General features: G+C 69.5%; 24 protein-coding genes and 1 pseudogene. 14 read left to right on the top strand and 11 right to left on the bottom strand.

What is annotated here, in order from left to right; all coding sequences use genetic code 11:
• Window positions 1-33 precede the first annotated feature (33 nt).
• Window positions 34-2,571, bottom strand: coding sequence for an ATP-dependent Clp protease ATP-binding subunit (locus AB0M87_RS15040; protein ID WP_365852780.1), 2,538 nt, complete (start codon window positions 2,569-2,571; stop codon window positions 34-36).
• Between the two features lie 165 nt (window positions 2,572-2,736).
• Between AB0M87_RS15040 and ligD the strand changes: the two genes are divergently transcribed.
• From ligD to AB0M87_RS15015, 5 genes are all read left to right on the top strand, one after another.
• A complete protein-coding gene (gene ligD, locus AB0M87_RS15035) occupies window positions 2,737-3,786 on the top strand; it encodes a non-homologous end-joining DNA ligase (protein ID WP_365852778.1) in 1,050 nt (349 codons plus the stop codon).
• Between the two features lie 192 nt (window positions 3,787-3,978).
• On the top strand, window positions 3,979-4,395 hold the full coding sequence (locus AB0M87_RS15030; RefSeq protein WP_365852776.1) for a CBS domain-containing protein: 417 nt from the start codon (window positions 3,979-3,981) through the stop codon (window positions 4,393-4,395).
• 169 nt (window positions 4,396-4,564) lie between these two features.
• On the top strand, window positions 4,565-5,908 hold the full coding sequence (locus tag AB0M87_RS15025) for an AI-2E family transporter (protein ID WP_365852774.1): 1,344 nt from the start codon (window positions 4,565-4,567) through the stop codon (window positions 5,906-5,908).
• A gap of 264 nt (window positions 5,909-6,172) precedes the next feature.
• Window positions 6,173-7,357 (top strand): PP2C family protein-serine/threonine phosphatase, encoded by a 1,185-nt coding sequence (locus AB0M87_RS15020; RefSeq protein ID WP_365852772.1) that lies wholly within the window; start codon window positions 6,173-6,175, stop codon window positions 7,355-7,357.
• A gap of 74 nt (window positions 7,358-7,431) precedes the next feature.
• On the top strand, window positions 7,432-8,241 hold the full coding sequence (locus AB0M87_RS15015; RefSeq protein ID WP_365852770.1) for an SDR family oxidoreductase: 810 nt from the start codon (window positions 7,432-7,434) through the stop codon (window positions 8,239-8,241).
• Between the two features lie 35 nt (window positions 8,242-8,276).
• Here the strand turns inward: AB0M87_RS15015 and AB0M87_RS15010 are convergent, their stop codons facing one another.
• Window positions 8,277-8,696 carry an ANTAR domain-containing protein gene (locus AB0M87_RS15010; RefSeq protein WP_365852768.1) on the bottom strand — a complete coding sequence of 140 codons (420 nt, stop codon included), beginning with the start codon at window positions 8,694-8,696 and terminating at the stop codon, window positions 8,277-8,279.
• A 147-nt stretch (window positions 8,697-8,843) separates the two neighbouring features.
• Window positions 8,844-9,251 carry a DUF2795 domain-containing protein gene (locus AB0M87_RS15005; RefSeq protein WP_365852766.1) on the bottom strand — a complete coding sequence of 136 codons (408 nt, stop codon included), beginning with the start codon at window positions 9,249-9,251 and terminating at the stop codon, window positions 8,844-8,846.
• 298 nt (window positions 9,252-9,549) lie between these two features.
• On the opposite strand from AB0M87_RS15005, the gene AB0M87_RS15000 reads away from it, so the two are divergent.
• The 3 genes and pseudogenes from AB0M87_RS15000 (at window position 9,550) to AB0M87_RS14990 (ending at window position 12,805) form a co-directional block, all read left to right on the top strand.
• A complete protein-coding gene (locus AB0M87_RS15000) occupies window positions 9,550-10,410 on the top strand; it encodes an MBL fold metallo-hydrolase (RefSeq protein ID WP_365852764.1) in 861 nt (286 codons plus the stop codon).
• A gap of 63 nt (window positions 10,411-10,473) precedes the next feature.
• Window positions 10,474-11,559 carry a glutamate--cysteine ligase gene (locus AB0M87_RS14995; RefSeq protein WP_365852762.1) on the top strand — a complete coding sequence of 362 codons (1,086 nt, stop codon included), beginning with the start codon at window positions 10,474-10,476 and terminating at the stop codon, window positions 11,557-11,559.
• A gap of 50 nt (window positions 11,560-11,609) precedes the next feature.
• Window positions 11,610-12,805: pseudogene (locus AB0M87_RS14990) on the top strand (hypothetical protein).
• A 253-nt stretch (window positions 12,806-13,058) separates the two neighbouring features.
• Here AB0M87_RS14990 and AB0M87_RS14985 read toward each other — a convergent pair.
• From AB0M87_RS14985 to AB0M87_RS14960, 6 genes are all read right to left on the bottom strand, one after another.
• On the bottom strand, window positions 13,059-13,280 hold the full coding sequence (locus AB0M87_RS14985; protein ID WP_365852760.1) for a DUF6480 family protein: 222 nt from the start codon (window positions 13,278-13,280) through the stop codon (window positions 13,059-13,061).
• A gap of 28 nt (window positions 13,281-13,308) precedes the next feature.
• Entirely contained in the window at window positions 13,309-14,388 is a 1,080-nt protein-coding gene (locus AB0M87_RS14980; protein ID WP_365852758.1) for a DUF2891 domain-containing protein, read from the bottom strand.
• Complete coding sequence (gene pcp / locus AB0M87_RS14975) at window positions 14,385-15,041, bottom strand: pyroglutamyl-peptidase I (protein ID WP_365852756.1); 657 nt, start codon at window positions 15,039-15,041, stop codon at window positions 14,385-14,387. The genes AB0M87_RS14980 and pcp overlap by 4 nt, the downstream gene beginning before the upstream one ends.
• Before the next feature lie 12 nt (window positions 15,042-15,053).
• The gene (locus tag AB0M87_RS14970) at window positions 15,054-16,022 is read right to left on the bottom strand and encodes a DUF979 domain-containing protein (RefSeq protein ID WP_365852754.1); all 969 of its coding nucleotides are present in this window, start codon (window positions 16,020-16,022) and stop codon (window positions 15,054-15,056) included.
• Window positions 16,019-16,759, bottom strand: coding sequence for a DUF969 domain-containing protein (locus AB0M87_RS14965; RefSeq protein WP_365852752.1), 741 nt, complete (start codon window positions 16,757-16,759; stop codon window positions 16,019-16,021). Before AB0M87_RS14965 ends, AB0M87_RS14970 begins: the two co-directional genes overlap by 4 nt.
• Window positions 16,760-16,918: 159 nt before the next feature.
• Window positions 16,919-17,626, bottom strand: coding sequence for a GntR family transcriptional regulator (locus AB0M87_RS14960; protein ID WP_365852750.1), 708 nt, complete (start codon window positions 17,624-17,626; stop codon window positions 16,919-16,921).
• 127 nt (window positions 17,627-17,753) lie between these two features.
• Here AB0M87_RS14960 and AB0M87_RS14955 point away from each other — a divergent pair, with 127 nt between their 5' ends.
• The 5 genes from AB0M87_RS14955 (at window position 17,754) to AB0M87_RS14935 (ending at window position 22,790) form a co-directional block, all read left to right on the top strand.
• Window positions 17,754-18,560: a 5-oxoprolinase subunit PxpA gene (locus tag AB0M87_RS14955; RefSeq protein WP_365853407.1), complete on the top strand. Its 807-nt coding sequence runs from the start codon at window positions 17,754-17,756 to the stop codon at window positions 18,558-18,560.
• A complete protein-coding gene (locus AB0M87_RS14950; protein ID WP_365852748.1) occupies window positions 18,557-19,201 on the top strand; it encodes an allophanate hydrolase subunit 1 in 645 nt (214 codons plus the stop codon). The genes AB0M87_RS14955 and AB0M87_RS14950 overlap by 4 nt, the downstream gene beginning before the upstream one ends.
• Window positions 19,202-19,245: 44 nt before the next feature.
• Window positions 19,246-20,133, top strand: a complete 888-nt coding sequence (locus AB0M87_RS14945; protein ID WP_365853405.1) for a biotin-dependent carboxyltransferase family protein — start codon at window positions 19,246-19,248, stop codon at window positions 20,131-20,133.
• A gap of 182 nt (window positions 20,134-20,315) precedes the next feature.
• Window positions 20,316-21,704 carry a cytochrome ubiquinol oxidase subunit I gene (locus AB0M87_RS14940; protein ID WP_365853403.1) on the top strand — a complete coding sequence of 463 codons (1,389 nt, stop codon included), beginning with the start codon at window positions 20,316-20,318 and terminating at the stop codon, window positions 21,702-21,704.
• 48 nt (window positions 21,705-21,752) lie between these two features.
• On the top strand, window positions 21,753-22,790 hold the full coding sequence (locus tag AB0M87_RS14935) for a cytochrome d ubiquinol oxidase subunit II (RefSeq protein ID WP_365852746.1): 1,038 nt from the start codon (window positions 21,753-21,755) through the stop codon (window positions 22,788-22,790).
• A 52-nt stretch (window positions 22,791-22,842) separates the two neighbouring features.
• On the opposite strand, the gene AB0M87_RS14930 is transcribed toward AB0M87_RS14935, so the two are convergent.
• Window positions 22,843-24,033, bottom strand: a complete 1,191-nt coding sequence (locus AB0M87_RS14930) for an amidohydrolase (RefSeq protein WP_365852744.1) — start codon at window positions 24,031-24,033, stop codon at window positions 22,843-22,845.
• A 59-nt stretch (window positions 24,034-24,092) separates the two neighbouring features.
• Complete coding sequence (locus tag AB0M87_RS14925; RefSeq protein WP_365852742.1) at window positions 24,093-24,575, bottom strand: potassium channel family protein; 483 nt, start codon at window positions 24,573-24,575, stop codon at window positions 24,093-24,095.
• 160 nt (window positions 24,576-24,735) lie between these two features.
• Here AB0M87_RS14925 and AB0M87_RS14920 point away from each other — a divergent pair, with 160 nt between their 5' ends.
• On the top strand, window positions 24,736-25,137 hold the full coding sequence (locus AB0M87_RS14920; protein WP_365852740.1) for a ChaB family protein: 402 nt from the start codon (window positions 24,736-24,738) through the stop codon (window positions 25,135-25,137).
• The last annotated feature ends 32 nt before the right edge of the window (window positions 25,138-25,169 follow it).

The following is a 25,169-nucleotide window of genomic DNA, read 5'->3' as shown; positions in this document are numbered from 1 at the left end:
CCGACCCGGCGGCGGTTCACTCGCCCGTTCGGCTCACGGTCCGTCGTGCGTGTGAAACGCCAGCTCGCCGTTCTCGACCTCGGCGCGCACTCGGGTTCCTTCCGGCAGAGCGCCGTCGAGGAGCAGCCGGGACAGCGTGTTGTCGATTTCGCGCTGGATGGTGCGCCGCAGTGGTCGCGCCCCGTACTCGGGCCGATGGCCGCGCTCGGCGATCCAGTCGATGGCCTGCGGGTCGAAGTCGATGGTGACGTTCTGGGCGTGCAGCCTGCGCCGGGTGCCTTCCAGCAGTAGCCGGGTGATCTCACGCAGCTGGTCCTCGGTGAGACGGCGGAAGACGATGACCTCATCGAGACGGTTGAGGAATTCCGGGCGGAAGTGCTCGCGCAGCGCGCTCAGCGCCCGCTCCTTCGCGGTGTTCTCCGCGCTGGTCGCCGCGTCCGACGAGCCGAAGCCGAGCACCCCGCGACCGCCCGCCAGGGCCTCGGAACCGAGGTTGCTGGTCATGACGATGACCGTGTTCTTGAAGTCCACCCGGCGGCCCTGCGCGTCGGTGAGATGCCCGTCGTCGAGCACCTGAAGGAGCATGTTGAAGACATCGGGGTGTGCCTTCTCGACCTCGTCCAGGAGCAGCAGCGAATACGGGTGTCGCCGGACGGCCTCGGTCAGCTGGCCGGCGTCCTCGTGCCCGACGTATCCGGGTGGGGCGCCGACCAGTCGGCTGACCGTATGCCGTTCCTGGTACTCGCTCATGTCGAGCCGGACCATCCGTTCCTCGCTGCCGAAGAGCGATTCTGCGAGGGCGCGAGCCAGCTCGGTCTTGCCCACCCCGGTCGGCCCGAGGAAGAGGAAACTGCCGATGGGACGCTGGGGGTCGGAGAGCCCTGCCCGGGAGCGCAGCACCGCCTCCGACACAGCCTTCACGGCTTCGTCCTGTCCCACCACGCGGGTGTGCAGATGCTCCTCGAGACCCAGCAGCCGAGTCTTCTCCTCCTGGGTCAGGCTGCTGACCGGGATGCCGGTCTGCCGTGAGACGACTTCGGCGATGTCCTCCGCGGTGACCTCGACGATGCGGCCGTCGCCCGGCCGTCCGGAATCCTCCGTCTTGATCCGCTCGGTGAGCGCGCTGATGCGATCGCGCAGCTCGGAGGCGCGCTCGTACTGTTCGGACGCGACCGCCTGGTCCTTGTCCCTGGTCAGCTGCTCGGCCTGGCGCTCCAGGTCCCGTACGTCGGTGGCCTTGGTACGTGAACGCAGCTGGACCCGGGCACCGGTCTGGTCGATCAGGTCGATGGCCTTGTCGGGGAGAAAACGGTCCGTGATGTAGCGGTCGGAGAGCTCGACGGCCGCGAGCAGCGCCTCGTCGGTGTACCGCACCTGGTGGTGGGCTTCGTACCGGTCACGCAGACCGCGCAGGATCTCCACGGCGTCCGCAGCCGTGGGCTCCGGCACGAGGATGGGCTGGAAGCGACGCGCGAGTGCGGCGTCCTTCTCGATATGGGTGCGGTACTCCTCCAGCGTCGTGGCACCGATGATGTGCAACTCGCCGCGAGCCAGGGCGGGCTTGAGCATGTTGCTCGCCTCCAGGGACCCCTCCGAGCCACCGCCGCCCGCACCGACGACGGTGTGCAACTCGTCGATGAACACGATGAGGGACTCGGAGTGGTCACGGATCTCCTCGATGATGCCGTTCAGCCGCTCCTCGAAGTCACCGCGGTAGCGGGTACCGGCGACGATGCCGGTCAGATCGAGGGCGACCACCCGGCGGCCGAGCAGCGTGTCGGGGACGTCGCCCTCCACGATCCTCTGGGCCAGGCCCTCGACGATCGCCGTCTTCCCGACCCCCGCGTCACCGATCAGCACGGGATTGTTCTTGCCGCGGCGGGACAGCACCTCGATCGTCTGCTCGATCTGCTCCTCGCGGCCGATGACCGGATCGATCCGGCCGGCCCGGGCGAGATCGTTGAGATCACGGCTGTACTTGTCGAGCGTCGGAGTGTCCTGGTGCTGTCCCGCCCGATGCTCCGCGCCGGACGGCTGCGGGACGGGCCCGCCGACGGCGGCGGCCTGCGGATCGAAATGCATCACGTTCAGGATGCGGCCCGCCGCCGAGTCGGGGTTGGCCGCCAGCGCCCCGAGAACGTGTTCCGGGCCGATGTACGAGGCGCCGGTGGTCCGTGCCAGGTCGAGCGCGCCGAGCAGGGCCCGCTTGACGGCAGGGGTGACGGCGACGGCCGACTGCTGAGGCCCCGAACCGACACTGCGATCGATATCGGCGGCCAGGGCGTCGGGGTCGGCACCCGCGTCCTCCACCAGGCTGCGCGTCGGCTCGGCCTCGAGAGCCGCCCGGAGGAGATGCTCGGTACCCAGCTCGGAGCTGCCGTGCTCCGCGGCATAGGAAGCCGCATCAGTCACCAACTCCCTGGCGGGTCCGCTCATCAGCCGCGCGAGGTCAGCCTGCCGGGGAGGCCGGGCACCGCTCCGGGGATCGGCGCCGCTGCCGAAATAGCGTGCGAGGAATTCACCGAACGGGTCGGGGCGGTAGCCCTCCGGACCCATGAAACCGCTGCTCATGCGTGTCCGTTCCGCTGCCACGGCGGTGCCGCGACAAGCTGCGCTGTCGGGGTCATGATGTCGGGGTCACGATGCTGCTGCCGTCGCGAGTGCCCACAGGGAACCCGGCCACACCCGCGGCGATCCACCGCAACGGCCGACTCGTACGTCGCGCAAGGAGACGCCATGAACGACCAGGACACCCGGAGTGCGCGCCGGGGCAAGAGTCTGGAAACGCTGACGGAGCAGGAGCAGCGGTTGCTGACCGCCGCGCGGCCCGGCATCGAACTGGCTTCGCGGCCCATGCTGGCCACTCTCAGTGACCGGCGAGACTTCACGTCCGGCTGGATCTTCGAGCGCAAGCTCGACGGGATTCGGGCGCTGGTCGTCCGGGACGGCAGCGGTGTGCGCCTGCTGTCCCGCAGCGGCAGGCGGCTGAACGACACCTACCCGGAGATCATCGACGCACTCGCCGCCCAGGCATGCCCCGATTTCACCGCGGACGGTGAGATCGTCGCCTACGCCCGCGGTCGTACGGACTTCGGGCTGCTCCAGCAGCGCATGCAACTCTCCGACGCCCGCCGGATCCGCGCCACTCCCGTCGCCGTCACCTACCACCTGTTCGACATGTTGCGGCTCAACGGCGCGGACACCACCCGCCTTCCGCTGCGCTCACGTAAATCCCTGCTGCGAGGGGCACTGGCGTACCGGGCACCGCTGCGCTTCACCGTGCACCGCAACGAAGGCGGCCAGGATCTGCTGGATCAGGCATGCGCCCGGGGCTGGGAAGGGCTGATCGCCAAGCGGGCGGGGAGCCGCTACCAGCCGCGCCGATCACCCGACTGGCTGAAACTCAAGTGCCAGCAGGGCCAGGAGTTCGTCATCGGAGGTTTCACCGAACCGGCCGGTACCCGCGTCGGCTTCGGTGCCCTGCTCCTCGGCTACTACCGGGACGGTCGGCTGCGGTACGCCGGAAAGGTCGGCACCGGATACGACCGTGCTGCGCTGCTGGACATCCGCCGGCAACTCGACGAACTGGGCACGGACGCCTCACCGTTCGCCGGCCGGATCAAAGAGCAGCGGGCCCACTGGGTGCGGCCGCGACTCGTCGCGCAGATCGGTTTCACCGAATGGACCCGGGACGGCATGCTGCGCCACCCTCGATTCCTCGGACTGCGGGACGACAAACAGGCGGCCGACGTCGTCCGGGAGAGCCCCGGCTCGCTCCCCGGATGAGCCGGGCGACAGCCGCAGGGACCGGCGCCGGGCGGACGGGCGAGGAATCGGGCGGATGCTGTTTCGGTGCGCGGTCACCGGTTACTCAGAAGGTGCGTTTCCTGCGTACGGAGCAACGTAGGCGTCGGAAGGTTGAAAAGACAGCCCCCGACGCCGCTCCGCGTACCGACCCCCTTACAGGAGGCAACCTCGATGACCACCGCACGCGAGATCATGACCGCGGGTGCTGAGTGCGTTGGTGCCCAGGAAAGTGTGCTGGACGCCGCGCAGAAGCTCACCCGGTTGGGCGTCGGCGCCCTGCCGATCTGCGGAACCGACGAGAAGCTCAAGGGCGTACTCACCGACCGCGACATCGTCGTCAAGGTTCTCGGCGCCGGTAAGGACCCCGGCACCGTCAAGGCCGGTGACCTCGCTCAGGGCGAAGCGGTCACCATCGGCGCCGACGACAGCGCCGATGAGGTGTTCTCGACCATGTCGAGCCACAAGGTGCGTCGACTGCCCGTCATCGACGGCCATACCCTCGTAGGTATGGTCGCGCTGGCCGATGCCGCCCGGGCGCTCCCCGACCCCAAGGCGGGACAGCTCCTCGAAGCACTTTCCACTGACTGACCCGGGCTGAAGTCCGGGCTGTACGGGGCCACTGGCCGAAGTCCGGGCCCCGGCCCCCTGGCCGGGGCTCCGGCCCGAGCGACGGCGTCCTCGAACACGCGACCCGGAGCCGTTGGGTGTTGGCTTCAAGGGCCGAGCGGCAAGGGCCGAGTTGCGGGAGGACACGTCGATGGTGAGAACGCCCCGGTGGATCGGACGCGTCGGCGCCGGTCTGGCGGAGCTCGGAGAACGCCTCGAAGAGCGCCGAGCGGCTTCCGAACGACAACATGAGGCGCGGCACCATGATGCGGAGGAGGAATCCGTTGCAGCCGTCGGCCATCCGCCACCGGGCGAAGAGGCGCCGACCGCGACGGCCAGACCGGAGCCGGTGACCGCTGTTCCGTGGGGGGTGCGAGTCGCTGCCGAGGCCGGCTGGCGGCTGCTCGTCCTGGCAGGCGCCCTGTGGGTCGTGATGCAGGCCCTCGGCGCTGTGCGCCTCGTGGTCTTCTCCTTCGCTGCCGCGCTGCTGATCACCGCGCTGCTGCAGCCCACCGTGGCCCGTCTGCGCCGTCACGGCGTGCCCCGGGGGCCGGCCACCGCGCTCACCGCGATCTTCGGCTTCGTGTGCCTGGGGCTGATCGGATGGTTCGTGGTCTGGCAGGTTACGGCGAACTTCGGCGATCTCTCCCGACAGCTGCAGGGCGGCACCGAGCAGATGAAGCGCTGGCTGCTCCACAGCCCCTTCCACGTGACCGAGAAGCAGATCGACCAGATCTCCCACAAACTGAGCGACAGCATCTCCCGTAACACTGACAAGATCACCTCATTGGGTCTGCAGGGCGTGACGGTGCTGGCCGAGATCATCACCGGTATGCTGCTGACCGTCTTCTGCACCCTCTTCCTGCTCTACGACGGCCGCCGAGTCTGGAACTGGGTACTCAAACTGGTTCCGGCCGCGGCCCGTCCCGCAGTCGCCGGAGCAGGGCCCCGAGCCTGGCGCACGCTCACCGCCTATGTGCACGGAACCGTCATCGTCGCCTTCATCGACGCGGTCTTCATCGGCATCGGGATCTTCTTCCTCGGCGTTCCGCTGGCAGTGCCGTTGGCCGTGTTCGTCTTCGTGTTCTCCTTCGTCCCGCTGGTCGGGGCGGTCGTCTCCGGCGCACTCGCGGTGGTCGTGGGGCTCGTCACCCAAGGCGTCTTCACCGCCCTGATGGTGCTGGCCGTGGTGCTCGCCGTGCAGCAGATCGAGGGCCACGTGCTGCAGCCGTTCATCCTGGGCCGGGCGGTACGCGTGCATCCGCTCGCGGTCATCCTTTCGGTGGCGGCCGGCGGCCTGATCGCCGGTATCGGTGGTGCGGTCGTCGCGGTGCCGTTGGTGGCGGTCACCAACACGGCGGTCTCGTACCTGAACGCCCGCCAGAAGGCGGCCGCCCGGCACCAGCCGCTCCCCGGCACGGTCGGTGCGGAGGCGGCCGCCCGGACCTCCCCGCAGGATGAGGCCCCGGACGAAAGCGGCAGCTGGCCTCCGTAAACGGCCCTTTCCGGGCCGGACCCTGGGGGCTGCCCCCATATGGTCTCCGCCGAGTGGCGCGGGCCGCCACTCGGGTACTTGGCTGGAACCGCACGGCCACGCTGCTCGTGCCGTACTCGCCCGGGCACTCCGCCCCCGACCGTCCCGTGGAGCTCCGCTCATGTCCTGCGCGCACCTCCTCACAGCCCCGGCCGATCCCCGCCGACTCCGCGGGGACCGAGGGAGTACCCCGCAGAAACTCCGGCCCCCCTGCGGGCGGCACGGATGACGGGTCCGGAAGCCGGCCACGGGGAACGCCTCCTGCAGGAATTCCTGGCGAGCGTGCACACCACGGCGCCGACGAAACTGTCCTCCCTGGTCGACAGTTACGCGGCCAAACTCGGCCTGCGCCGGGTCGTGATCTACCTGGTCGACCTTCAGCAACGCCGGCTGATACCTCTCTCGGGCGGGGAACAGCTTCTCGTGGACCAGTCAACGGGCGGCTGGGCCTACCGTGCACTCGGCCTGCGGGTGACAGCGACGGCCGACGGCACTCTGATCGCCTGGCTTCCGCTGGTCGACGGCGTGGAGCGACTGGGCGTCATCGCCGTACACATGGACTCACTGGACAGCACGCTGCTGGACCGCTGCCGGACCCTCGCTTCCATCCTCGCGATGGCGATCACCTCCAAGCGGGCCTTCAGCGACCGGCTCGTGCAACGAACTCGCGCCGGGGCGATGACCCTCTCCGCCGAAATGGTGCGCGCGCTGCTGCCGCCCCGCACCATCGGTAACGAATGGGCCGTCTCCACCGCAGTCCTCGAACCCGCCTACAATCTCGGCGGAGACGCCTTCGACCATGCGCTGACCGAGTCGACACTGCACGCCGTGATCCTCGACGCGATGGGCCACAACCTCGCTTCCGGGCTGACCACTGCCATCGCGATGGCCGGCCTCCGGAGCTCCCGCCGAAACGATGGGGGACTGAACGAAAGCGTCCGCGTCGTCGACGAGGTACTCGCCGAATGGCTTCCGGACCAGTTCTGCACCGGGATCGCCATCCAACTGGACCTGCCCAACGGGCTGCTGAACTGGGTCAACTGCGGCCACCCCCCACCGCTGCTCATCCGCGACGAGCAGGTGCTCGACCACGCCCTGGAACGCCCCGGAGAACCTCCGATGGGCATGCCGGCCACGCTGGCCGGCACGCCGCGGAAAGTGCACCAGATGACACTCGAGCCGGGGGACCAGGTACTGCTCTACACCGATGGGGTGACGGAAGCCCGCGTCGCCGACGGCGGGGAGTTCGGGCTGACGGGATTCACCGGCTCCATCATCCGTGCCACCGCCGCCGGGGAGCTGGCGTCGGAGGCACTCCGGCAGTTGATGCACTCGATTCTGGAACGTCAGGACGACGTAGTCAGGGACGACGCCACCATCCTCCTGATCGAATGGCGCCCGCCCGCCTAGTCGTCATTGCACAAGGGGCACACGTAGCAGGGACACACGTAGCAAAGGACACGCGTCGTAAGGGGCACACATATATGAGCAGCGCGACAGACGAACATCGGCCCGTGGCCCTGATCACGGGCGCGGACTCGGGTATCGGCCGTGCGACCGCCGTGCGGCTGGCCGGGGCGGGGATGGACATCGGCATCACCTGGCACAGCGACCGGCAGGGAGCGGAGGATACCGCCGAGGAGGTGCGCGGCTTCGGGCGACGAGCGGCGATCGCCCAGATGGATCTCACCGATCTTCCGGATGCCGCACAGGCTGTCGACACGCTCGCCGATGAGCTCGGACGCGTCGATGTCCTGGTGAACAACTCAGGAACCGGCACCTCGACACCCTTCCTCGACATCGAGCACTCAACGGTTCTTCAGGTGATCGAGGTTGACCTGATCGGTCCCTTCCTCTGTTCCCAACGCGCCGCGCGGCGGATGATCGCACAGGGCGGCGGTGGCCGGATCGTCAATGTGACCTCCGTGCACGAACACCAGCCGCGCGTCGGTGCGGCGCCCTACTGCGCCGCGAAGGGCGGCCTCGGCCTGCTCACTCAGGTGATGGCGCTCGAACTCTCCGAGCACGGCATCACGGTCAACGCAGTGGCTCCCGGGGAGATCGCCACGCCGATGACCGGCCAGGAGGACGCCGACGTCACGGCCGCCGAACGTCCCGGCATCCCGCTGGGACGGCCCGGCGACGCCCGGGAGGTCGCTGCCGTCATCGCCTTCCTCGCCGGTCCGGATGCTTCCTACACCACGGGTGCCTCGTGGGCTGTCGACGGCGGCATGCTGCGGATGGGCCCGCAGGCCGGGTCCCACCTCACCAGCGGCGACTGGCGGCGGGGTTGACCGGCGTGGTCGCCCCTGCGGGAGTGCACCGCCCCTCACGTCCGGCCGGCCCGCATCCGGTCCAGAGCGGCCTGAAAGGCGAGTTTTATCGGCCGCGAAGGGGGCGGGCCGGTGATGCTGTCGACGAGACGCTGAGCGATTTCCCGCAGTTTGATGTTGGTGCACTGGGAAACGTCGACCAGGACCTGCCAGGCCTCCTCCTCGGAGCAGGAGCCGGTGGCCATGACGATGCCGCGCGCTGTGTCGATCAGCGGATGCGTCCTGAGGGCCTGCCGCAGCCCGTCGACCTCGTGCCGAAGGTCCTCGGTCTGCCGCGAAGCCGTCTGTCCCTCAAGCAGGCTGCCCACGGCCCGGTACTGGGCAGCGTCCGATGCCTGCCATTCGTCGGAGAGTTCCTGGCTCGCCGCGTCGGTCCCGCCCTGTGTGCCGATGGTTTCCACCTCCTGCATGCGCATCTCGAGGCTCCTCGACGATCTCGATCGGCGCCGCCCTGCTGACGCCTTACTGTCCCGATTGCCCGCCGACCGCTGTTGCAAGCTGTCGGCGGGCGTACATGAGACCAGGACTCCGGGCCGGTAGGCGATCGGCCCGGGGACGCCCGGTCAGGCGGTGTCTCCGCGGCCGAGCCCCTTCACGATCTCGGCCGCGTTGCCATACGTGCCTTCGGCCGGCAGCTCACTCACCGCTGCCAGCAGTGTGTCCGGGGCCTGTTCCTCTTCGAGCACCTGGAGGAGGGATTGCCGGTCGGCAGGGAAGGCGGTGCGGTCCAGTCGGCGGGCCAGCTCCAGCCGCAGCGATTCGGCATCGGCCTTCGCCCGCGCCCGGTCGCGCTCCTCTCCCGGAGGTGGTACCGGCCCACCCGGGTCGACCCGGGCATCGTCATCCGCGGGCGGCTCGGGGTCGTTGGCCTCTTCGACGCGGGTGTGCTGTCCGGACCGCAGGTAGCCCTGCAGTTCGTGCTTCAGCTCGTCGTCCTTGCGTGGGCTCACTGGGTTGCTGCCACGCTCCATGTCGGACGCACCTCCTTCTCAGCGGGGCGGCCAAGGCGCGGACCGGATCTGCCGGGCACCGCACCGGAGGCGCTGCGGCCGCGTCCGGCCGGGCGAGCCGCCGTACCCCCTGACAGGCCATCGGGATTCCGCTCGGCCTGGCCCCGATTCCCAGGATAGGCCGACAGCCCGTTCGCTGCCTGCGCCACCCTTCGGCACCGGTCGACCGCCGCCGGCATACGGGGGTCCGGCCCGGGTACCCGGCGCACGGAATTGTCGGGGGCCATCGGGATCGACGGGACCGAACGGAACTCACGCTATGACCCTTCCTCCTCCAGCGAGTCTTTCTCCCGCAGCGCCGGTGCACCTTCATTTCGTCGGAAACGCGACACTGTTGATCCGGTACGGCTCCCTGACACTCCTCACGGATCCGAACTTCCTGCACCGCGGCCGGCATGCCTACCTCGGTTACGGGCTGATGAGCAGGCGACTGACCGAACCTGACATCTCGATTGACCAATTGCCGCCGGATCTTGACGCGGTAGTCCTCTCGCACCTGCACGGCGACCACTGGGACCGGGTCGCGCGACGCAGCCTGGACCGGTCACTGCCGATCATCACCACGCCGCATGCTTCACGCCGGCTTCAGGGCCTGCATGGATTCCATCGCGCGACGGGACTTCAGGACTGGCAGCAGCACCGTCTCGTCCACAACGACAGCCAGGTGCTGCTCACCGCGATGCCGGGCCGCCATGCCGGCGGTCCGCTGCGCCACCTGCTGCCCCCGGTCATGGGAAGCATTCTCGAATTCGGCCCGGTCGCCGGTGACGTCCGCCTCCGTCTCTACATCAGCGGCGACACCCTGCTGTTCGACGGCATCCGGGAAATCGGCCGGCGCTATGCCGACTTGGATGTTGCCGTGCTCCATCTGGGCGGCACGCAGTTGCCGGGGGGCTTCGTCGTCACGATGGACGGGGGCCAGGGAGCGGAACTCACCGAGTTGCTGCAACCGCGATGTGTACTGCCTGTGCACTACGGGGATTACACGGTGATGAAGTCGCCGCTGAGCGCGTTCCTCGACGAAGCCGGCCACCGCGGGCTGGCGGACCGCGTCGTGCACTGTGAACACGGCCAACGCGTGACCGTCACACCCGGCGCCACGTCGGTGACTGTCGAGTGACGCCCCGGGGCGCTCCGTACGGCCCCAGGCACTGTACGGACCGTGAAGGAGGGGACTGCTGCCATGCGAACGGTCGGGGTCGAGGAGGAACTGCTGCTGGTGAGCCCGGACACCGGGGAGCCGCAGGCAGTCGCGGGGGCGGTGCTGGCCGCGCAGGATGCGGACGACGACGGAGCCAGACTGGCGCCGGAGCTGCAGCGGGAGCAGCTGGAGACCACCACCCGGCCGAAGCTGCAGATGAGCGATCTGGCCCTGGAACTGCGCCGCTGGCGCAACGTGGCGTCGGAGCGGGCGCGCGAAGCAGGCGCGGACGTGGTGGCCCTGGCCACGTCCCCACTGCCCGTTGCCCCGTCGGTGAGCGCGGGACGGCGGTACCACCGGCTGGTGGAGGAGTTCGGACTCACCGCGCAGGAACAGCTGACCTGCGGCTGCCATGTCCACGTACAGGTTGCCTCCGATGAGGAGGGCGTCGCCGTCCTCGACCGCATCCGGCCCTGGCTGCCCGTATTGCTTGCCCTGAGCGCCAATTCACCGTTCTGGCAGGGGCGCGACAGTGAGCACAGCAGTTATCGCAACCGGGTCTGGGGCCGCTGGCCGTCCGCCGGTCCGGTGCAGACGTTCGGCTCGGCGGAGCGCTACCACGCAGAGGTGCGGGCACTGCTCGAGACCGGAACACTGCTCGACGAGGGCATGATCTACTTCGATGCCCGTCTCTCCCGCAACTACCCCACCGTCGAGGTGAGAGTGGCCGATGTCTGTGTAGCCGTCGACGACACCGTGCTCCTCGCCGCGATGATACGGGGCTTGGTGGAGACGGCCGTCCGCTCCTGGCAGGCCGGTGAGCCACCCACGCCCGTCACGGTCGGCCTGCTGCGGCTCGCGACGTGGAGAGCGGCACGATCGGGCGTCTCCGACCGGCTGGTTCACCCCGTGACGTGGCAACCGGCTCCTGCCGAGGCAGTGGGCGAGGCCTTCGTGGACCATATCGCCGACGCCCTGACGGACGCGGACGACCTGCTGCTGGTCAAGGACAACCTGAGACGCCTGATGAACCGTGGTGGCGGGGCGGGCGTGCAGCGAGCCACCTTCGCGAGCACCGGTGACCTGCGGGCCGTCGTCCGGGACGCCATGGTGCGCACGCTGGCGTGACATCCCGGCCGCCCTCGTTTCGGTGTCGGGCACACGGGCACCCGACACCCATGGATCACTCACGGGCACCGGTACTCGAGGCGCTGTCCAACTATCACGCCGAGAGGCAGTTGCCCTTCACACCACCCGGACACAAACAGGGCCGTGGTGCCGATCCCCGGGTACGCGAGGTGCTCGGAGACGGTGTCTTCCGGTCCGACGTGCTGGCAACCAGCGGACTCGACGACCGCATGTCCTCGACCGGTGTGATCTCCGAGGCGCAGGCGCTGATGGCGGACGCCGTGGGTGCCGAGCACACCTTCTTCTCGACCTGCGGCAGCTCCCTGTCGGTCAAGGCGGCCATGCTCTCGGTGGCCGGCCCGTACGAGGAACTGCTGCTGGGCAGGGACGCGCACAAGTCCGTGGTGTCGGGCATCATCCTGTCCGGAATGCGTCCCATCTGGGTCGACCCGCAGTGGGACCCCGGTCTGCACCTCGCCCATCCGCCGGATGCGAGGTCGTTCCGGGCCGCGTTCGACGAGCATCCCGATGCCAAGGGCGTGCTGGTGACCAGCCCGACGCCGTACGGTACGTGTTCGGATCTCTCCGGGATCGCCGCAGTCTGCCATGAGCGGGGGAAGCCGTTGATCGTGGACGAGGCGTGGGGGGCTCACCTGCCGTTCCACCCGGACCTGCCGGCCTGGGCGATGAACGCCGGAGCGGATGTGTGTGTCACCTCGGTGCACAAGATGGGCTCCGGACTGGAACAGAGCTCGGTGTTCCACCTGCGGGGCGACCTGGTCGACCCGAACGTGCTCAGTTCCCGGGAGGACCTGCTCGGAACGACGAGTCCCTCCTGCCTGGTCTACGCGGCTCTCGACGGCTGGCGGCGCCAGATGGTCGAGCACGGGCGTGCCCTGTACGACGACGCCTTGGCGCTCGTCGATCACGTACGGGCCGGCATCGACACGATCGACGGCATGCGCGTCCATGGCCGGGACGACTTCTGCGGACCCGGACGAGCCACCGACATGGACCCGTTGCAGATCATCGTCGACATCACCGGCCTGGGTGGCAGAAGGCAGCCGGGCGGGTCGCCGCCGAGATGCTCACCCCCTACCCGCCGGGAATCCCGGCGGCGCTTCCGGGGGAACGGCTCACCATGGGCGTCCTGGAATACCTGCGCAGCGGAGTGGACGCCGGCATGGCCGTGCCGGACGCGTCGGACAGCGAAGTGAAGACCGTGCGGGTGGCCGTCGAGAAGTGACCGTGGCGAACGTGCGGTGGTTCACACGGCCCGTGGGCCCCGCCGTGGAACAACCGGGCCGGCTCTGCCGTTCCTCTACACGTGGGTACGTAGGGGACAGTGTCCCCGGGCCTCACCTATTGCCCATGGGGAAGATCATTCGGCTGAAGCCCCATGGAGCCTTTCGCCGAGAGGCGACCCGCCCTCCGTACCCGCCGCAGACCGCCCCGGCTGGCTCCCCCGACCAGTCGGGGCTTCTCATGCCCGCGGCCGGTCACAGGGCAAGCGCCATGGCGACAAGTCCCGCGGCGAACAGCAGGACGATGATCGCGATGACAGTGAGGGGTCCCTTCGCCCAGCCTTTGGGCGGGCTGTTGCGTGGGCCGGCCTCGGACATGCCGCCTTCCGCGGGGGGAGTCTCTCCGGGCGGCACCCCTCCACCTGGCTCGAGGCCAGGGGTGTTGGCGGGGTCCGGGTCAGGATTGGGTGCGGTCATGAGCGACGAGTGCCCCTAACCGGACAGGTCAGTCACGGGCACAGTCACTCTCCAGGGCCAGCACCGCGAACGTGGCCAGCCAGTGGTCCGTGGTGAAGTCCCCGGAAGCCGTGGCGGGCAGGCCCGCCGCCAGGTGCGCGTCGGCCGCCGTCGCAAGTACACCGACGCGTTCGTCACCCGGCGGGAGTGCTCCGGCGATGTGACGCAGTGCGGCCGCTCGGCTGAGGCACAGGCCCAGCAGGTGCCCGATCTGCGGGTCCGTCGCGTCCGATACGTGCGGTGGCGCCAGGAAGAGCGTCCGCGCGTCGGCGGTGCCCGGCAGGCTGTCGCGGTCCGCTCCCTCCCCGAGTTCCGGCAGGAAAGCCGTCAGCCAGTGGGCGAACTCCGCCCCGGGAAGTACCCGCCGCATCGCGTCGGCCTCGGTCAGGGCGGGGGAGAGGAAGTCCTGCCCGGACGGCTCCCAGCGCAGCGCGGCGCCGTGGTCCGCCGCGAACCAGTCGCGCAGCCGCTCGGCTACCGGCCGCGTCAACTCGGGAACCCCCGCGGCCACCGCGCTGTCCAGGACGAGACCGAGCGCGAAGGCGCTGTTGACGTGCGTGCCGTGTCGTACCGGATACGTCGCCTTCGGCAGCCAGTCCAGGATCAGTGCCGACACCGCACGCGCAGCCGGCGCGAGGGCAGCGGTCCAGCGCGTGCTGCCGAGCGCCGAGCACTCGGCGGTGAGCGCCAGCAGCCACGCCCAGCCATAGGGACGTTCGAACGAGGGGTGGGTCCGCAGGTAGTCCGCCTCGGTGACCAGCGCCTCGGGCGTCAGATGGGCGTCCAGCACCGCCGTCACCGCTGAGGCGTCGACCAGGTCGTCGCAACGGCGGAGCAGCCGCACCATCAGCCAGTGCATGTGCACGGAGGAATGCCAGTCGTAGGCCCCGTAGAACGCCGGGTGATGGATGCGCGGCAGCACCAGCTCCGCCGGGCCGGCGAGCAGGTGAGCCGGGATGTTGGGGTACTCGCGTGTCACGTTCTCCAGCGCCAGCCGAGCGAACCCGGCGGCGCGGGCGGTGAGCGCCGCATCGGGGAGTTCCGAGGCGGCCGGTGTCTGCTTGCTCAATGTGTCGCTCCGCCGGTCTCCCGGATATCGGTGATGTTCTCGCGTGCGGCCACCAGGATCGCTCGCAGGCCGGTGGCGATGTCGTGGGCGGCCATGGAGGGTGCCGGCCGGTGTGTCACCTGAGCAGGGATGTACGGCACGTGTACGAAACCGCCGCGTATCCCCGGGTGCCGGGTGGAGATGAGGTGCGCGAGCCCGTAGAAGAGGTGGTTGCAGACGAAGGTGCCCGCGGTCTGTGAGACCGATGCCGAGACACCGGCCCGGCGGGCGGCGGCGACGCACGCCTTGACCGGGAGCGAGGAGAAGTACGCCGCGGGGCCACCCGGCACGATGGGCTCGTCGACCGGCTGCTTGCCCGCGTTGTCGGGGATGCGGGCGTCGTCGACGTTGATGGCGACGCGCTCGACGGTGAGGTCCGTCCGGCCGCCCGCCTGGCCGACACAGACCACGAGTTCGGGAGAATTCTCCTCGATCGCGTCGCGCAACTCGTCGATGGCCCGGCCGAAGACGCAGCTGATCGGTACGGCGGTGACGTCCATGTCGGGCGGGGGCTGCTGCGCGACGCGATGCGCCGCCTCCCAGGAGGGGTTGGTGTCCTCACCGTCGAAAGGCTCGAAGCCGGTGATCAGCACGCGCGTCGGAGGCTGGTTCATGAGGGCGACCGTTCAGAAGGCGAAGAAGTAGAGGATGCAGACGTTGCACGCCAGCAGGGCCACCGCGGTGGGTGTCTGCGCCTTGATCGGCCCGTACTGGTCCTTCAGCTCGAGGAGCGCGGCCGGGACGAGATTGAAGTTCGCGGCCATCGGCGTCACGAGGGTCCCGCAGAAGCCGGCGAGCATGCCGACGGCCAGGACGGCCGGCGGGTTGCCGTGCATCTGCTCGATGAGGACCGGCCAGCCGATCGCCGCCGTCATCACCGGAAACGCGGCGAAGGCATTGCCCATGATCACGGTGAACAGAGCCATACCGATGCAGTAGAGCGCCACGGCGGCGAACTTCTGACCGTCGGGCAGGACACTCTCGGTGACGCTGCGCACCTGGGTGCCGACACCGGCGGCCTGGAAGATGGTTCCGAGAACGGACAGCAGCTGCGGCAGCAGCAGGGCCCAGCCCATGGACTCCAGCAGCCCGCGTCCCGCGTGCACCGGGACGGACAGCCGGCGCTCGCGCAGCACCCACATGCCGACGCCGACCGCCGCGATCGCGCCGATGCCGAGACCAAGGATCGTTTCGGAGCCCGGCTCGAGAACCGGCGTTCCGCCGATCGACACCTTTTTCACGAGCACCGCACACACCATGGCCACCACCGGGATGGTCAGGGCCGGGATGAACAGCTTGTTCCCGAAGCGAGCGGCGAGCGCGGAGCGCTCCGCATCGGAGGTCGTCCGCAGCTTGCCCCTGCCGACCTGGTTGAAGCCGCCCAGACAGATCAGGACGAGGACGCCGAGCCCGAGCGGCTCGGCGGGCACCGATTTCTCGGTGACGCCCGTGCTGTAGAGGAAACAGGCGCCCAGCAGGCCCCAGAAGGCGGCGGAACCGAACCGCTTCGGATTGCTGGTGTCCCGCAGCATCTGCAGCGCCATGACGATGAAGACGGCGCCGACCAGCCAGAAGAACCATTCGGACTTGATCATTCGGCCCCTCCGGCGATACGGCCCTCGGTGCCGGGCGTCGGTAGGGCGATCTCCGCGTTGGCGGTGAGCAGTTCTCGCTCCAGCGTGCGGTCCAGGTACAGCAGCCGACCGCCGTGGATCACGAAGGCGCACACCGCACTCGGTATGGCCCACATGGCAAGGCTCAACGGTTCGAGGTGGGTGTGATATGTGGCGTTGGCAAAACCGGTGATGAGCAGGATCGACCCGATCGCGAGGAAGCAGTCCTCGCCGAAGAACACGCCGACGGTGTCCGCCGCAGCGGAGTGGGAGCGGACCTTCTCCCGCAGCCGCTCGGGAAGTGGACGGCCGCCGTTTGCGCGCTCTGCAGCGGCCTCCGCCATGGGAGCGACCATGGGACGCACACTCTGTGCCGGGCCTCCGATGGTCTGCAGGCCGACAGCTGCGGTGAGCTGGCGCAGCAGAAGGTAGAGGGCCAGAAAGCGGCCCGTTGTCAGCTTGCCGAGCTTGGTGATGAGAGTGCGTGCCTGCTGCTGCAGGCCGTTGCGCTCCAGGAGACCGATGACCGGCAGTGTGACGGCGAAAATCGTCACCGAGCGACTGGACGCGAAACCTTCGCCGAAGGTTCTCAGGATGGCGTCGGGGGAGAGGTGGCCCAGTAGTCCGGTGGCTATGCCGGCCACTCCGACCACCAGCAGGGGATTGCGTCGTGTGGCGAATCCGAGGACGACCACAAGGACGCCGAGCAGGACAATCATGCTGACTCGGCCTTCCGTGCATGAGAGAGCAGGGACGGGCGACCCTGAAGTGCGGTCGCTCTGCTGGAAGCCACAGTCTGCCGCCAGTCGCCAAGGAGGGTAAGGGATTGTTCAACGATGCGACTATGACGTAGGTCTCACTACCCCCGGCGGGCGCGCTCAGCGAGCGCCGGCTGCCCTCGCCTCCGGGTACGCCTCCGTGAGCTGGCGCCGCGAATCCTCTAGGTAGAAGCCGAGCAGCCGTTCCGCGGCGCGGGCGTCGCCCTGCTGGAGCGTGGTGAGGATGTCGCGGTTGCGGGTGAGGTAGGGCTCATGGAAACGGCGCGGATCGTTCATCACGTGGAATGCCAGCCGCAGCTCGGCCAGCACGCCCCGCATCAGGTCGTCGGTTCGTGCGCTGCCGGCCAGTTCCGTCACGGCCTGGTGGAAATGGATGTTGGCGGTCGAGCAGTCCTGCCAGCGGCCCGCCGCGGCGGCCTCCTCGCCGGTGAGGACGGCATTCTCCACATCCCCCAGCGGGTATGGGGGAGTGGCCAGGGAGCGCACGGCCGCGCACTCCACCAGCAGGCGGACGCGGTAGATGTCCACGATGTCCGCCGTGCTGAGCCGGCGTACGAACGTTCCCTTGTTGAGCTGCTGTACCAGCAGCCGCTCATGGGTCAGCAGCCGGAAAGCTTCGCGCAGCGTGTTGCGCGAGACGCCGAGCGCGCCGCCGATCTCCCCCTCGGTGAGCCGGTCGCCCGGACGCAAGGTGCCCTGCGTGATGCGGGTGCGCAGGATGTCGGCCACCCGCTCGGCTGTACTGGTGCGGCCCAGTAGCGCGCGATCCGCGCTGAGTTCGGACACGATGTCGGCATCGGTCGGCATGCAGGTCTCCCCGAGATGAGTGATGTGCCCAGTGAAGCGAAGAAACACGTGCTGGACAACAACACCTTGTGGAATCGTTCAACAATCGCTTATGTTGACCGCGATGACCACCAGGAGTGACCCGTCCATGAGCACCTCGCCGACGTCCAGCACCGCGGTCACCGACGCGCGGACAGAGCCGACGATCGATCTCAACGCCGATCTCGGAGAGGGCTTCGGCCGCTGGCATCTGACCGATGACGAGGCGCTGCTCGCTTCGGTCACCAGCGCCAACGTCGCCTGCGGCTTCCACGCGGGCGACCCCCTGACGATGCGCAGGGTCTGCGAACAGGCCGTCGCCCACGGCGTGCGGATCGGCGCCCAGGTCTCCTACCGCGACCTGGCAGGCTTCGGTCGACGAGCCATGGACGTACCGGCCGCCGAACTGGCCGCCGAGGTGGCCTACCAGATCGGCGCCCTGGACCTCTTCGCCCGGGCGGCCGGCGGCCGCGTCACGTACGTCAAGCCGCACGGCGCCCTCTACAACCGCACCGTCCGCGACGGCGACCAGGCCGCAGCCGTCGTCGAGGGGGTCCGGCTCGCGGTCGGCGCCCTCCCGGTGCTCGGTCTGCCGGGGTCCGAACTGCTGCTCGCCGCCACTGCGGCGGGGCTGCCCGCCGTGCTGGAGGCCTTCGCCGACCGGGCCTATCGACCCGACGGCACGCTCGTACCCCGCACCGAGGCCGGCGCCGTACTGGACGACCCGGAACTGGTGATCCGGCGCTCCGTGGCCTTGGCTCGCGACGGCGCGGTGACCGCTGCCGACGGCAGCATCCTGCGGATGACCGCCCGCTCGCTGTGCGTACACGGCGACACCCCGGGAGCCGCACGACTGGCCGGGAGGATCCGCACCGAGCTGGCCGAAGCCGGAGTCGCTGTCCGGGCGTTCACGTGAGCGCCCGGGCCGGCAACGGCCGGATCCACCGCGTCGGCCGCTCCGGGCTGCTTGTCGAGCTCGCCGACACCGAGGCCGCAGAAGCGCTGCACGCCGAGATCCTGCGCCGCCGCGCCGACGGAACTCTGCCCCCCGTACGAGAAGTGATCCCCGGTGCCCGCACGGTCCTGCTCGACGGCCTGCACGAGCCACAGCGGCTCGCCGCCGAACTGCCGCGCTGGGACGTGCCGCCCCTGCGCCGCGACGAGGGCGCCGTGCTCGAGATCCCGGTTCGCTACGACGGCCCCGACCTGGCCGAAGTGGCCGAACTGTGGGGTGTGAGCACGGAGGAGGCGGCCCGTATCCACGCGGGCACCGCGTTCCGGGTCGCGTTCTGCGGATTCGCCCCCGGTTTCGGCTACCTGACCGGGCTCGGCCCGAAGCATCACGTGCCACGCCGCGCCGATCCGAGGACCCGCGTTCCGGCGGGTGCCGTTGCTCTCGCCGGCCCGTACACCGGCGTCTACCCGCGTTCCTCGCCCGGAGGATGGCAGCTGATCGGCACGGCCCCGCACACCGTGCTGTGGGACAGTTCTCGCACGCCCGCCGCACTGCTGGCACCCGGCACCCGGGTCCGCTTCGTCGCCGAGGACGTCCGTTGAGCGGCGCCGACGAGAGCCGAACCCAGCAGATCGGGGCCGCAGACGTGCCGAGAACGCTGGTCGTCGTACGGGCCGGGGCACTGACCACGGTCCAGGATCTCGGCCGGCCCGGCTACGCCCATCTCGGCGTTCCGCGCTCGGGAGCGCTGGACGAACCCGCGCACCGACTGGCCAACCGACTGCTCGGCAACCCGGAGAGCGCCGCCACCCTGGAAACCACCCTCACCGGCTGCGCCGTGCGGGTGTCCGCCCCCTGCGTCGTCGTGATCACCGGCGCGCCCTGCGCCGTCACGATCGACGGAGCCCCGGCGCCCTGGGGCACTCCGGTACGTGTGCCGGCCGACGCGGTCATGGACGCCGGTCCCGCCACGTACGGAGTACGCAGTTACCTCGCCTTCGCCGGCGGCGTGCAGGTGGCCGCAGAGTTGGGCAGCCGCGCCACGGACCTTCTTTCCGGCCTGGGCCCCGCCCCGCTGCGCGAGGGTGACGAGCTGCCGGTCGGCTCCCCGCGGCCGGCCGGCGGGCCGCCCGCGGCTGAAGCAGCACGCTGGCCGGCGCCGCCCAGCGAACTGGTATTGCCGGTCGTGACTGGGCCGCGCGCCGACTGGTTCACCCCGGACGCCCGGCACACCCTGTTGACCGGCACCTACCACGTCTCCCCGAAGGGGAACCGCATCGGTCTGCGCCTGGAGGGCCCGGCACTGGAACGCTCCCGCGAGGGCGAACTGCCCAGCGAGGGGATGACGCTCGGCGCGGTACAAGTCCCGCCGGACGGCCGCCCGGTCGTCTTCCTCGCCGATCACCCGGTGACCGGCGGCTACCCGGTCATCGGCGTCGTTCCGCCCGAACACCTGGCACCCGCCGCCCAGGCGCTCCCCGGGACCCCGGTGCGCTTCGTTCCGGCAGGGCCAGAACCTCAGCACGGCTGCTGAGCCCTGCACGGCGTAACCCGGGTGCCGCCCCGACCCGCCAACGGAGAGCCGCGCGTCGATTCATGCCGTTTTCGGACATGATGAACCCTGCACCCAGCCAGCGTCCGCCGTACACAGGGCGATGTCCCGGCCCCTAGGAGCCGTACGTGTATCTGCCCGGCAGCCTCCCTCTCGAAGAATCCCTGCGGCCTTGGGCGATCGCCGCAGCGGCGTCCCCGGGCGATCTGTCGGCCGCGCGGGCCCAGATGGGCTTCTCCCTGGCCTGGCACATCGTCGTCGCCTGCCTCGGCGTGGGGCTGCCGCTGCTCACCCTGATGGCTGAGTGGTACGGAATCCGCACCGGCAATCCTGCCCATCGGCTGCTGGCCCGGCACTGGGCGCGGGCCATGGGAGTCCTGTTCGCTGTCGGAGCCGTGTCCGGAACGATTCTGAGCTTCGAGATGGGTCTGTTGTGGCCCGGGCTGATGGGCAGGTTCGGGCAGGTCATCGGCTTGCCGTTCGCGCTGGAAGGGATCGCCTTCTTCATTGAGGCGATCTTTCTCGGGATCTACCTGTACGCGTGGGACCGGATGCCCCCGCGGCGGCATCTGCTGATGGGACTGCCGATCGTGGCGGCCGGGATCGCTTCGGCCTTCTTCGTGGTCTGTGCGAACTCCTGGATGAATCAGCCCCGCGGGTTCACCCTGCGCCGGGGCAAAGTCGTCCACGTCGACCCGTGGGCGGCGATGATGAACCCGGCCAGTCCGCCCGAGACGGTCCACATGATCCTCGCGGCGCTCATGGTGGCGTCCTTCCTGACCGCCTCCGTGTATGCCGTCGCGCTGCTGCGCGGACGCAACGACACTTATCACCGGGCCGGCTTCTTCATCCCCTTCGTGTCCGGCGTCGTGGTCACACCGTTCCAACTCGTCGTGGGGGACTGGGCGGCGCGGTTCCTCGCCCACTACCAGCCGATGAAACTGGCCGGCATCGAAGGGGTCTTCCGCACCGGCTCCCACGTGCCGCTCACCATCCTCGGTGTCGCGGACGGCGAACAACTGCGCTACGGACTCGAAATCCCGGACGGGCTGTCCCTGCTGGTGGGGTACCGGCCCAGCACCGTCATCCGGGGACTGCACGAGGTGCCGCGGGACCAGTGGCCGCCGGTGACCGGTGTGCACCTGTCGTTCGACGTCATGGTCGGCATCGGCTGTTTCCTGCTCGCCATGGGGGTGTGGCTGCTGTTGGCCGCGTGGTGGCACCGGCGAAAAGGGGGCGAGCTGCTCGCGATGCGCGGCTCGCGCATCTTCCTGCTGCTCGCCGCCGTCAGCGGTCCTGCCGCGGTCGTCGCTCTGGAATGCGGCTGGTGCGTCACCGAACTCGGGCGCCAGCCCTGGGTGGTGTGGGGCGTGATGCGGGTGAGGGACGCGGTGAACCCGGCCCCGGGACTGATGGCCGGACTGTGGACGGTCCTGGTCGTCTACGCGGCGATGACCACGGCCTCGGTGTACGTACTGCGCCGGATGACCCGCGACAGACCTGTTCCGATCGCCCCTCAGGAGAGCGATGTCGAGGACTACTCCGTCGTGTGACGCCCATCGCGACCCTGTCATCCGACGCCCGCAGCCCAGGAGGCCACCTTGCTCGCCAACGTGACACTGGCCGTGATGTGGGCGGGCCTGACGTGCTACGCCTTGTTCGGCGGCGCCGACTTCGGCGCCGGGCTCTGGGACCTGCTGGCCGGCCGGGACCGCCGGGGACTGCCGCAACGCCGGCTGATCGAGCACAGCATCGGCCCGGTATGGGAAGCCAACCACGTGTGGCTGATCTTCGTGATCGTGCTTCTGTGGGCCGGCTTCTCACCCGTTTTCGCCGCTGTTCTCTCCACCTTGTACATTCCGTTGACGCTGACCGCCCTGGGCATCATCGCCCGCGGCGCCGCGTTCGCCTTCCGCAAAGCCAGCACCGAGCTGTGGCAGCAGCGCCTGTTCGGCGCCTGTTTCGCCCTGTCCTCCGTCGTCACCCCGTTCTTTCTGGGGACGGTCGCCGGTGGCGTCGCCTCCGGCCGGGTGCCGCCCGGTCTGGCCGCCGGCGACACGCTCACCAGTTGGGTCAACCCGACGTCCCTGCTGGGCGGCGTACTCTCCGTACTGGCCTGCGCGCATCTCGCGGCCGTCTATCTGTGCGCCGATGCGGCGCGCGCGGGGGAGGAGGCACTGGCGACGGGGTTTCGCCGCCGGGCGCTGGTGAGCGGACTGCTGAGCGGCCTGGTCGCGCTGGTCGGCATCGCCATTCTCGATCAGGACGCGCCCCTCCTCTTCCACGGCCTCACCCATCGGGCATTGCCGCTGGTGATCCTCAGCGCCGTCGCCGGCCTGTTGGGGCTGGCCCTGCTGGCCGCACGGCGGTTCGTCCTCGCGCGCGCGGCCGCGGCCCTCGCGGTCGCCGCCATCCTCTGGGCGTGGGGCGCCGCCCAGTACCCCCGCATGCTGGGTCCCCGTGTCACTGTCTCCGCGGCCGCCTCCGTCGACAGCGTTCTGGTTGCCTGCCTGATCGCACTCGGCGTCGGATTCCTGGCCCTCGTCCCCTCGCTGTTGCTGCTGTACGCGACCTTCCAGCGGAAGCCCCCACCCGCAACCGGACCCCGACCGGGGCTCGACGCCTCAGGCGCCGAATGACCGGCGGCAGCAGGACACGAGGAACCTGCTCACCGTGCTTTCCCTCGCCGGATCACCGGCCCGCAGCGGCCTTGGCATGGAAGTCCGACCAGGCCGCACGGCTGATGGCGGGATCGAGCAGCACGTCGGCAGCCGTGGAGGCCAGCGCCTCGGCAGCGGCCAGCGTTGTCCTCCTGCCCCAGGGGGACGCGGCTGCTTCAGCGAAGCGGGGCGTGTGGTCGGACTCGTACGCATCAAGGATGGCGACGAACGGATGGATGGCCGGAACCTGAGCGCTGACGTTCCCGATATCGGACGACCCGAGATAGACGCCGGGCGTCGGCTCAGAGAGGGGGACACCGGCCCGCTCCGCATGTCCGGCGAACAGCCGGGACAGCACGTCGTTGTTGCGGAAATGCTCGTACCGGGTGGAGACCTGCTCGGTCACGGCTGTCGTCCCGGTGGCCAGGGCGATGCCGTCGGCGCAGTTCCGCAGATCACTGATCAGCTGGTCGAGGTCCTCTCCCGTGGCGCCGCGCAGTCCGAAACGGCCTTCCGCGTACTCCGGAACGATGTTCGTGGCGCGGCCGCCGTCCGTGATGATGCCCTGGACATGCGAGCCTGACGGCCGGCGGGGCTGAAGTGCCGCCAGTGCGTTGAACAGCTGAATGAGGGCGCCGAGCGCGTCGATACCTTCGGTGGGGTTTCCGGTGGGATGCGCGGCGCGGCCCCGGAACCCCACGCGGAACTGCACCTGGGCGGTGAGCGGCGCCGACGACCAACTGTGCACCCCGGGATGGAACATCAGCGCCGCGTCCACTCCATCGAAGACGCCCGCCTCGACCTCGATCACCTTGCCGCCACCGCCCTCCTCCGCGGGGGTGCCGACCACCAGAACACTGCCATTGATTTCCTGCAGGGACCGCCGCAGGACGATCGCCGCCCCGAGCCCAGCGGCGGCGATCAGATTGTGACCGCAGGCATGACCGAGGCCGGGCAGTGCGTCGTACTCCAGAAGCAGGGCCACGCACGGGCCTTGCCCGTCACCGGTCCGGGCGGTGAAAGCGGTGGGCAGGCCCGCCACTCCGCGCACCACGTCAAGGCCGGCGTTTTCCAGTTCGGCCGTCAGCAGAGCCGCGGCGGCGTGTTCCTCGAAGGCGAGCTCCGGCTGCTCGTGCAGTGCCATGGCCACCTGCCACAGCTTCGGGGCCAACGCCGCTGTCTCGCGGCTGATGCGTTCGTGGACGGAGCGAGGGATGATCACGGGGGCTCCCCCATTCTGTCGGCGCGAGAAAGGCGGCCCGCCGGGGCAGCGGGAAGGTGTCAGCCCCGGGGCTTCCGGTCGGCTTCGGCAAGCAGACGTTCCATACGGTCAAAACGCTCGTGCAGGACCTGCGCTGCCACCTCGCACACATGGTGCGTGTGGTCAGCGGCATCGGCGAGGCGGTGGCGGCGTGCGTTCTCCCGGCCCACGAACCAGGTCGCGAGGGCGGCCGTAACCATCCCGTAGGTCGTGATGCCCACCACCATCATGACGGCGGCGATGATCCGTCCCCACTCGGTCAGTGGATAGAAATCGCCGTATCCGACAGTCGTCGCTGTCTCGACCGACCACCATACGGCGCGCGGGTAGGACGTCAGGGTGGCTCCCGCGGTGCCACGCTCGGCGATGACGACCGCCCATGACCCCACGAGCATCGTTGCGATGAGAACACCGGTCGCCCAGGCCGCCGTCCTCGAATGGAGGGAATGGCCTTTCCGGTCGAGCAGGAGGTTGATTGCCTTGGTCAGGAATCCGGGCAGCATGCCCGGATCATGCCCGGCCCGGGGCCGGCCGGAACGACCGGACGCGCGCCCGGTAAGCAGGTCACCCGATCGTGGCGCGGCCCGAGCCCACCCCACGTTTCGGCGCGGGCCGCTGTGGAACCCGGCAGTGCCCGAGTCATTGCGAACGAGGTGAGAGTCCATGCCGGGACAGCAGGAACTGCCATCGACGCTGGAACGGTCCCCCCAGGAGGCCCAACGCACGTGGATCAAGGCCCATGACTCCGCAGTGGAGGAGTACGGGGAAGGGGAGCGGGCTCATCGGGTGGCCTACGGGGCTCTCAAGCACAAGTTCGAAAAGGTCGGCGACCACTGGGAGCGCAAGGAAGCCGACCGCAAAGGGCCGTCCGACCCGCAGGCCGCCCGGCCGCGGCAGCAGGGGGGCAGAAGCGGCGAAGGCGTTGACGAGCAGGCGTCGAAACAGCATGTGTACGAGCTGGCAAAACGACTGGACATCGAGGGACGGTCACACATGACCAAGTCCGAGCTGCTGGCAGCCGTCCGCAAGGCGAACCGGTCGAAGACGCGCGAGGCCCGCACATGACCGGCTCTGCACAGGAATGATGGAGGGGCCCC

The sequence above is a fragment of the Streptomyces sp. NPDC051320 genome, from assembly GCF_040682175.1.
Classification (GTDB): domain Bacteria; phylum Actinomycetota; class Actinomycetes; order Streptomycetales; family Streptomycetaceae; genus Streptomyces.
This window is presented reverse-complemented; position numbering and strand designations above follow the sequence as displayed.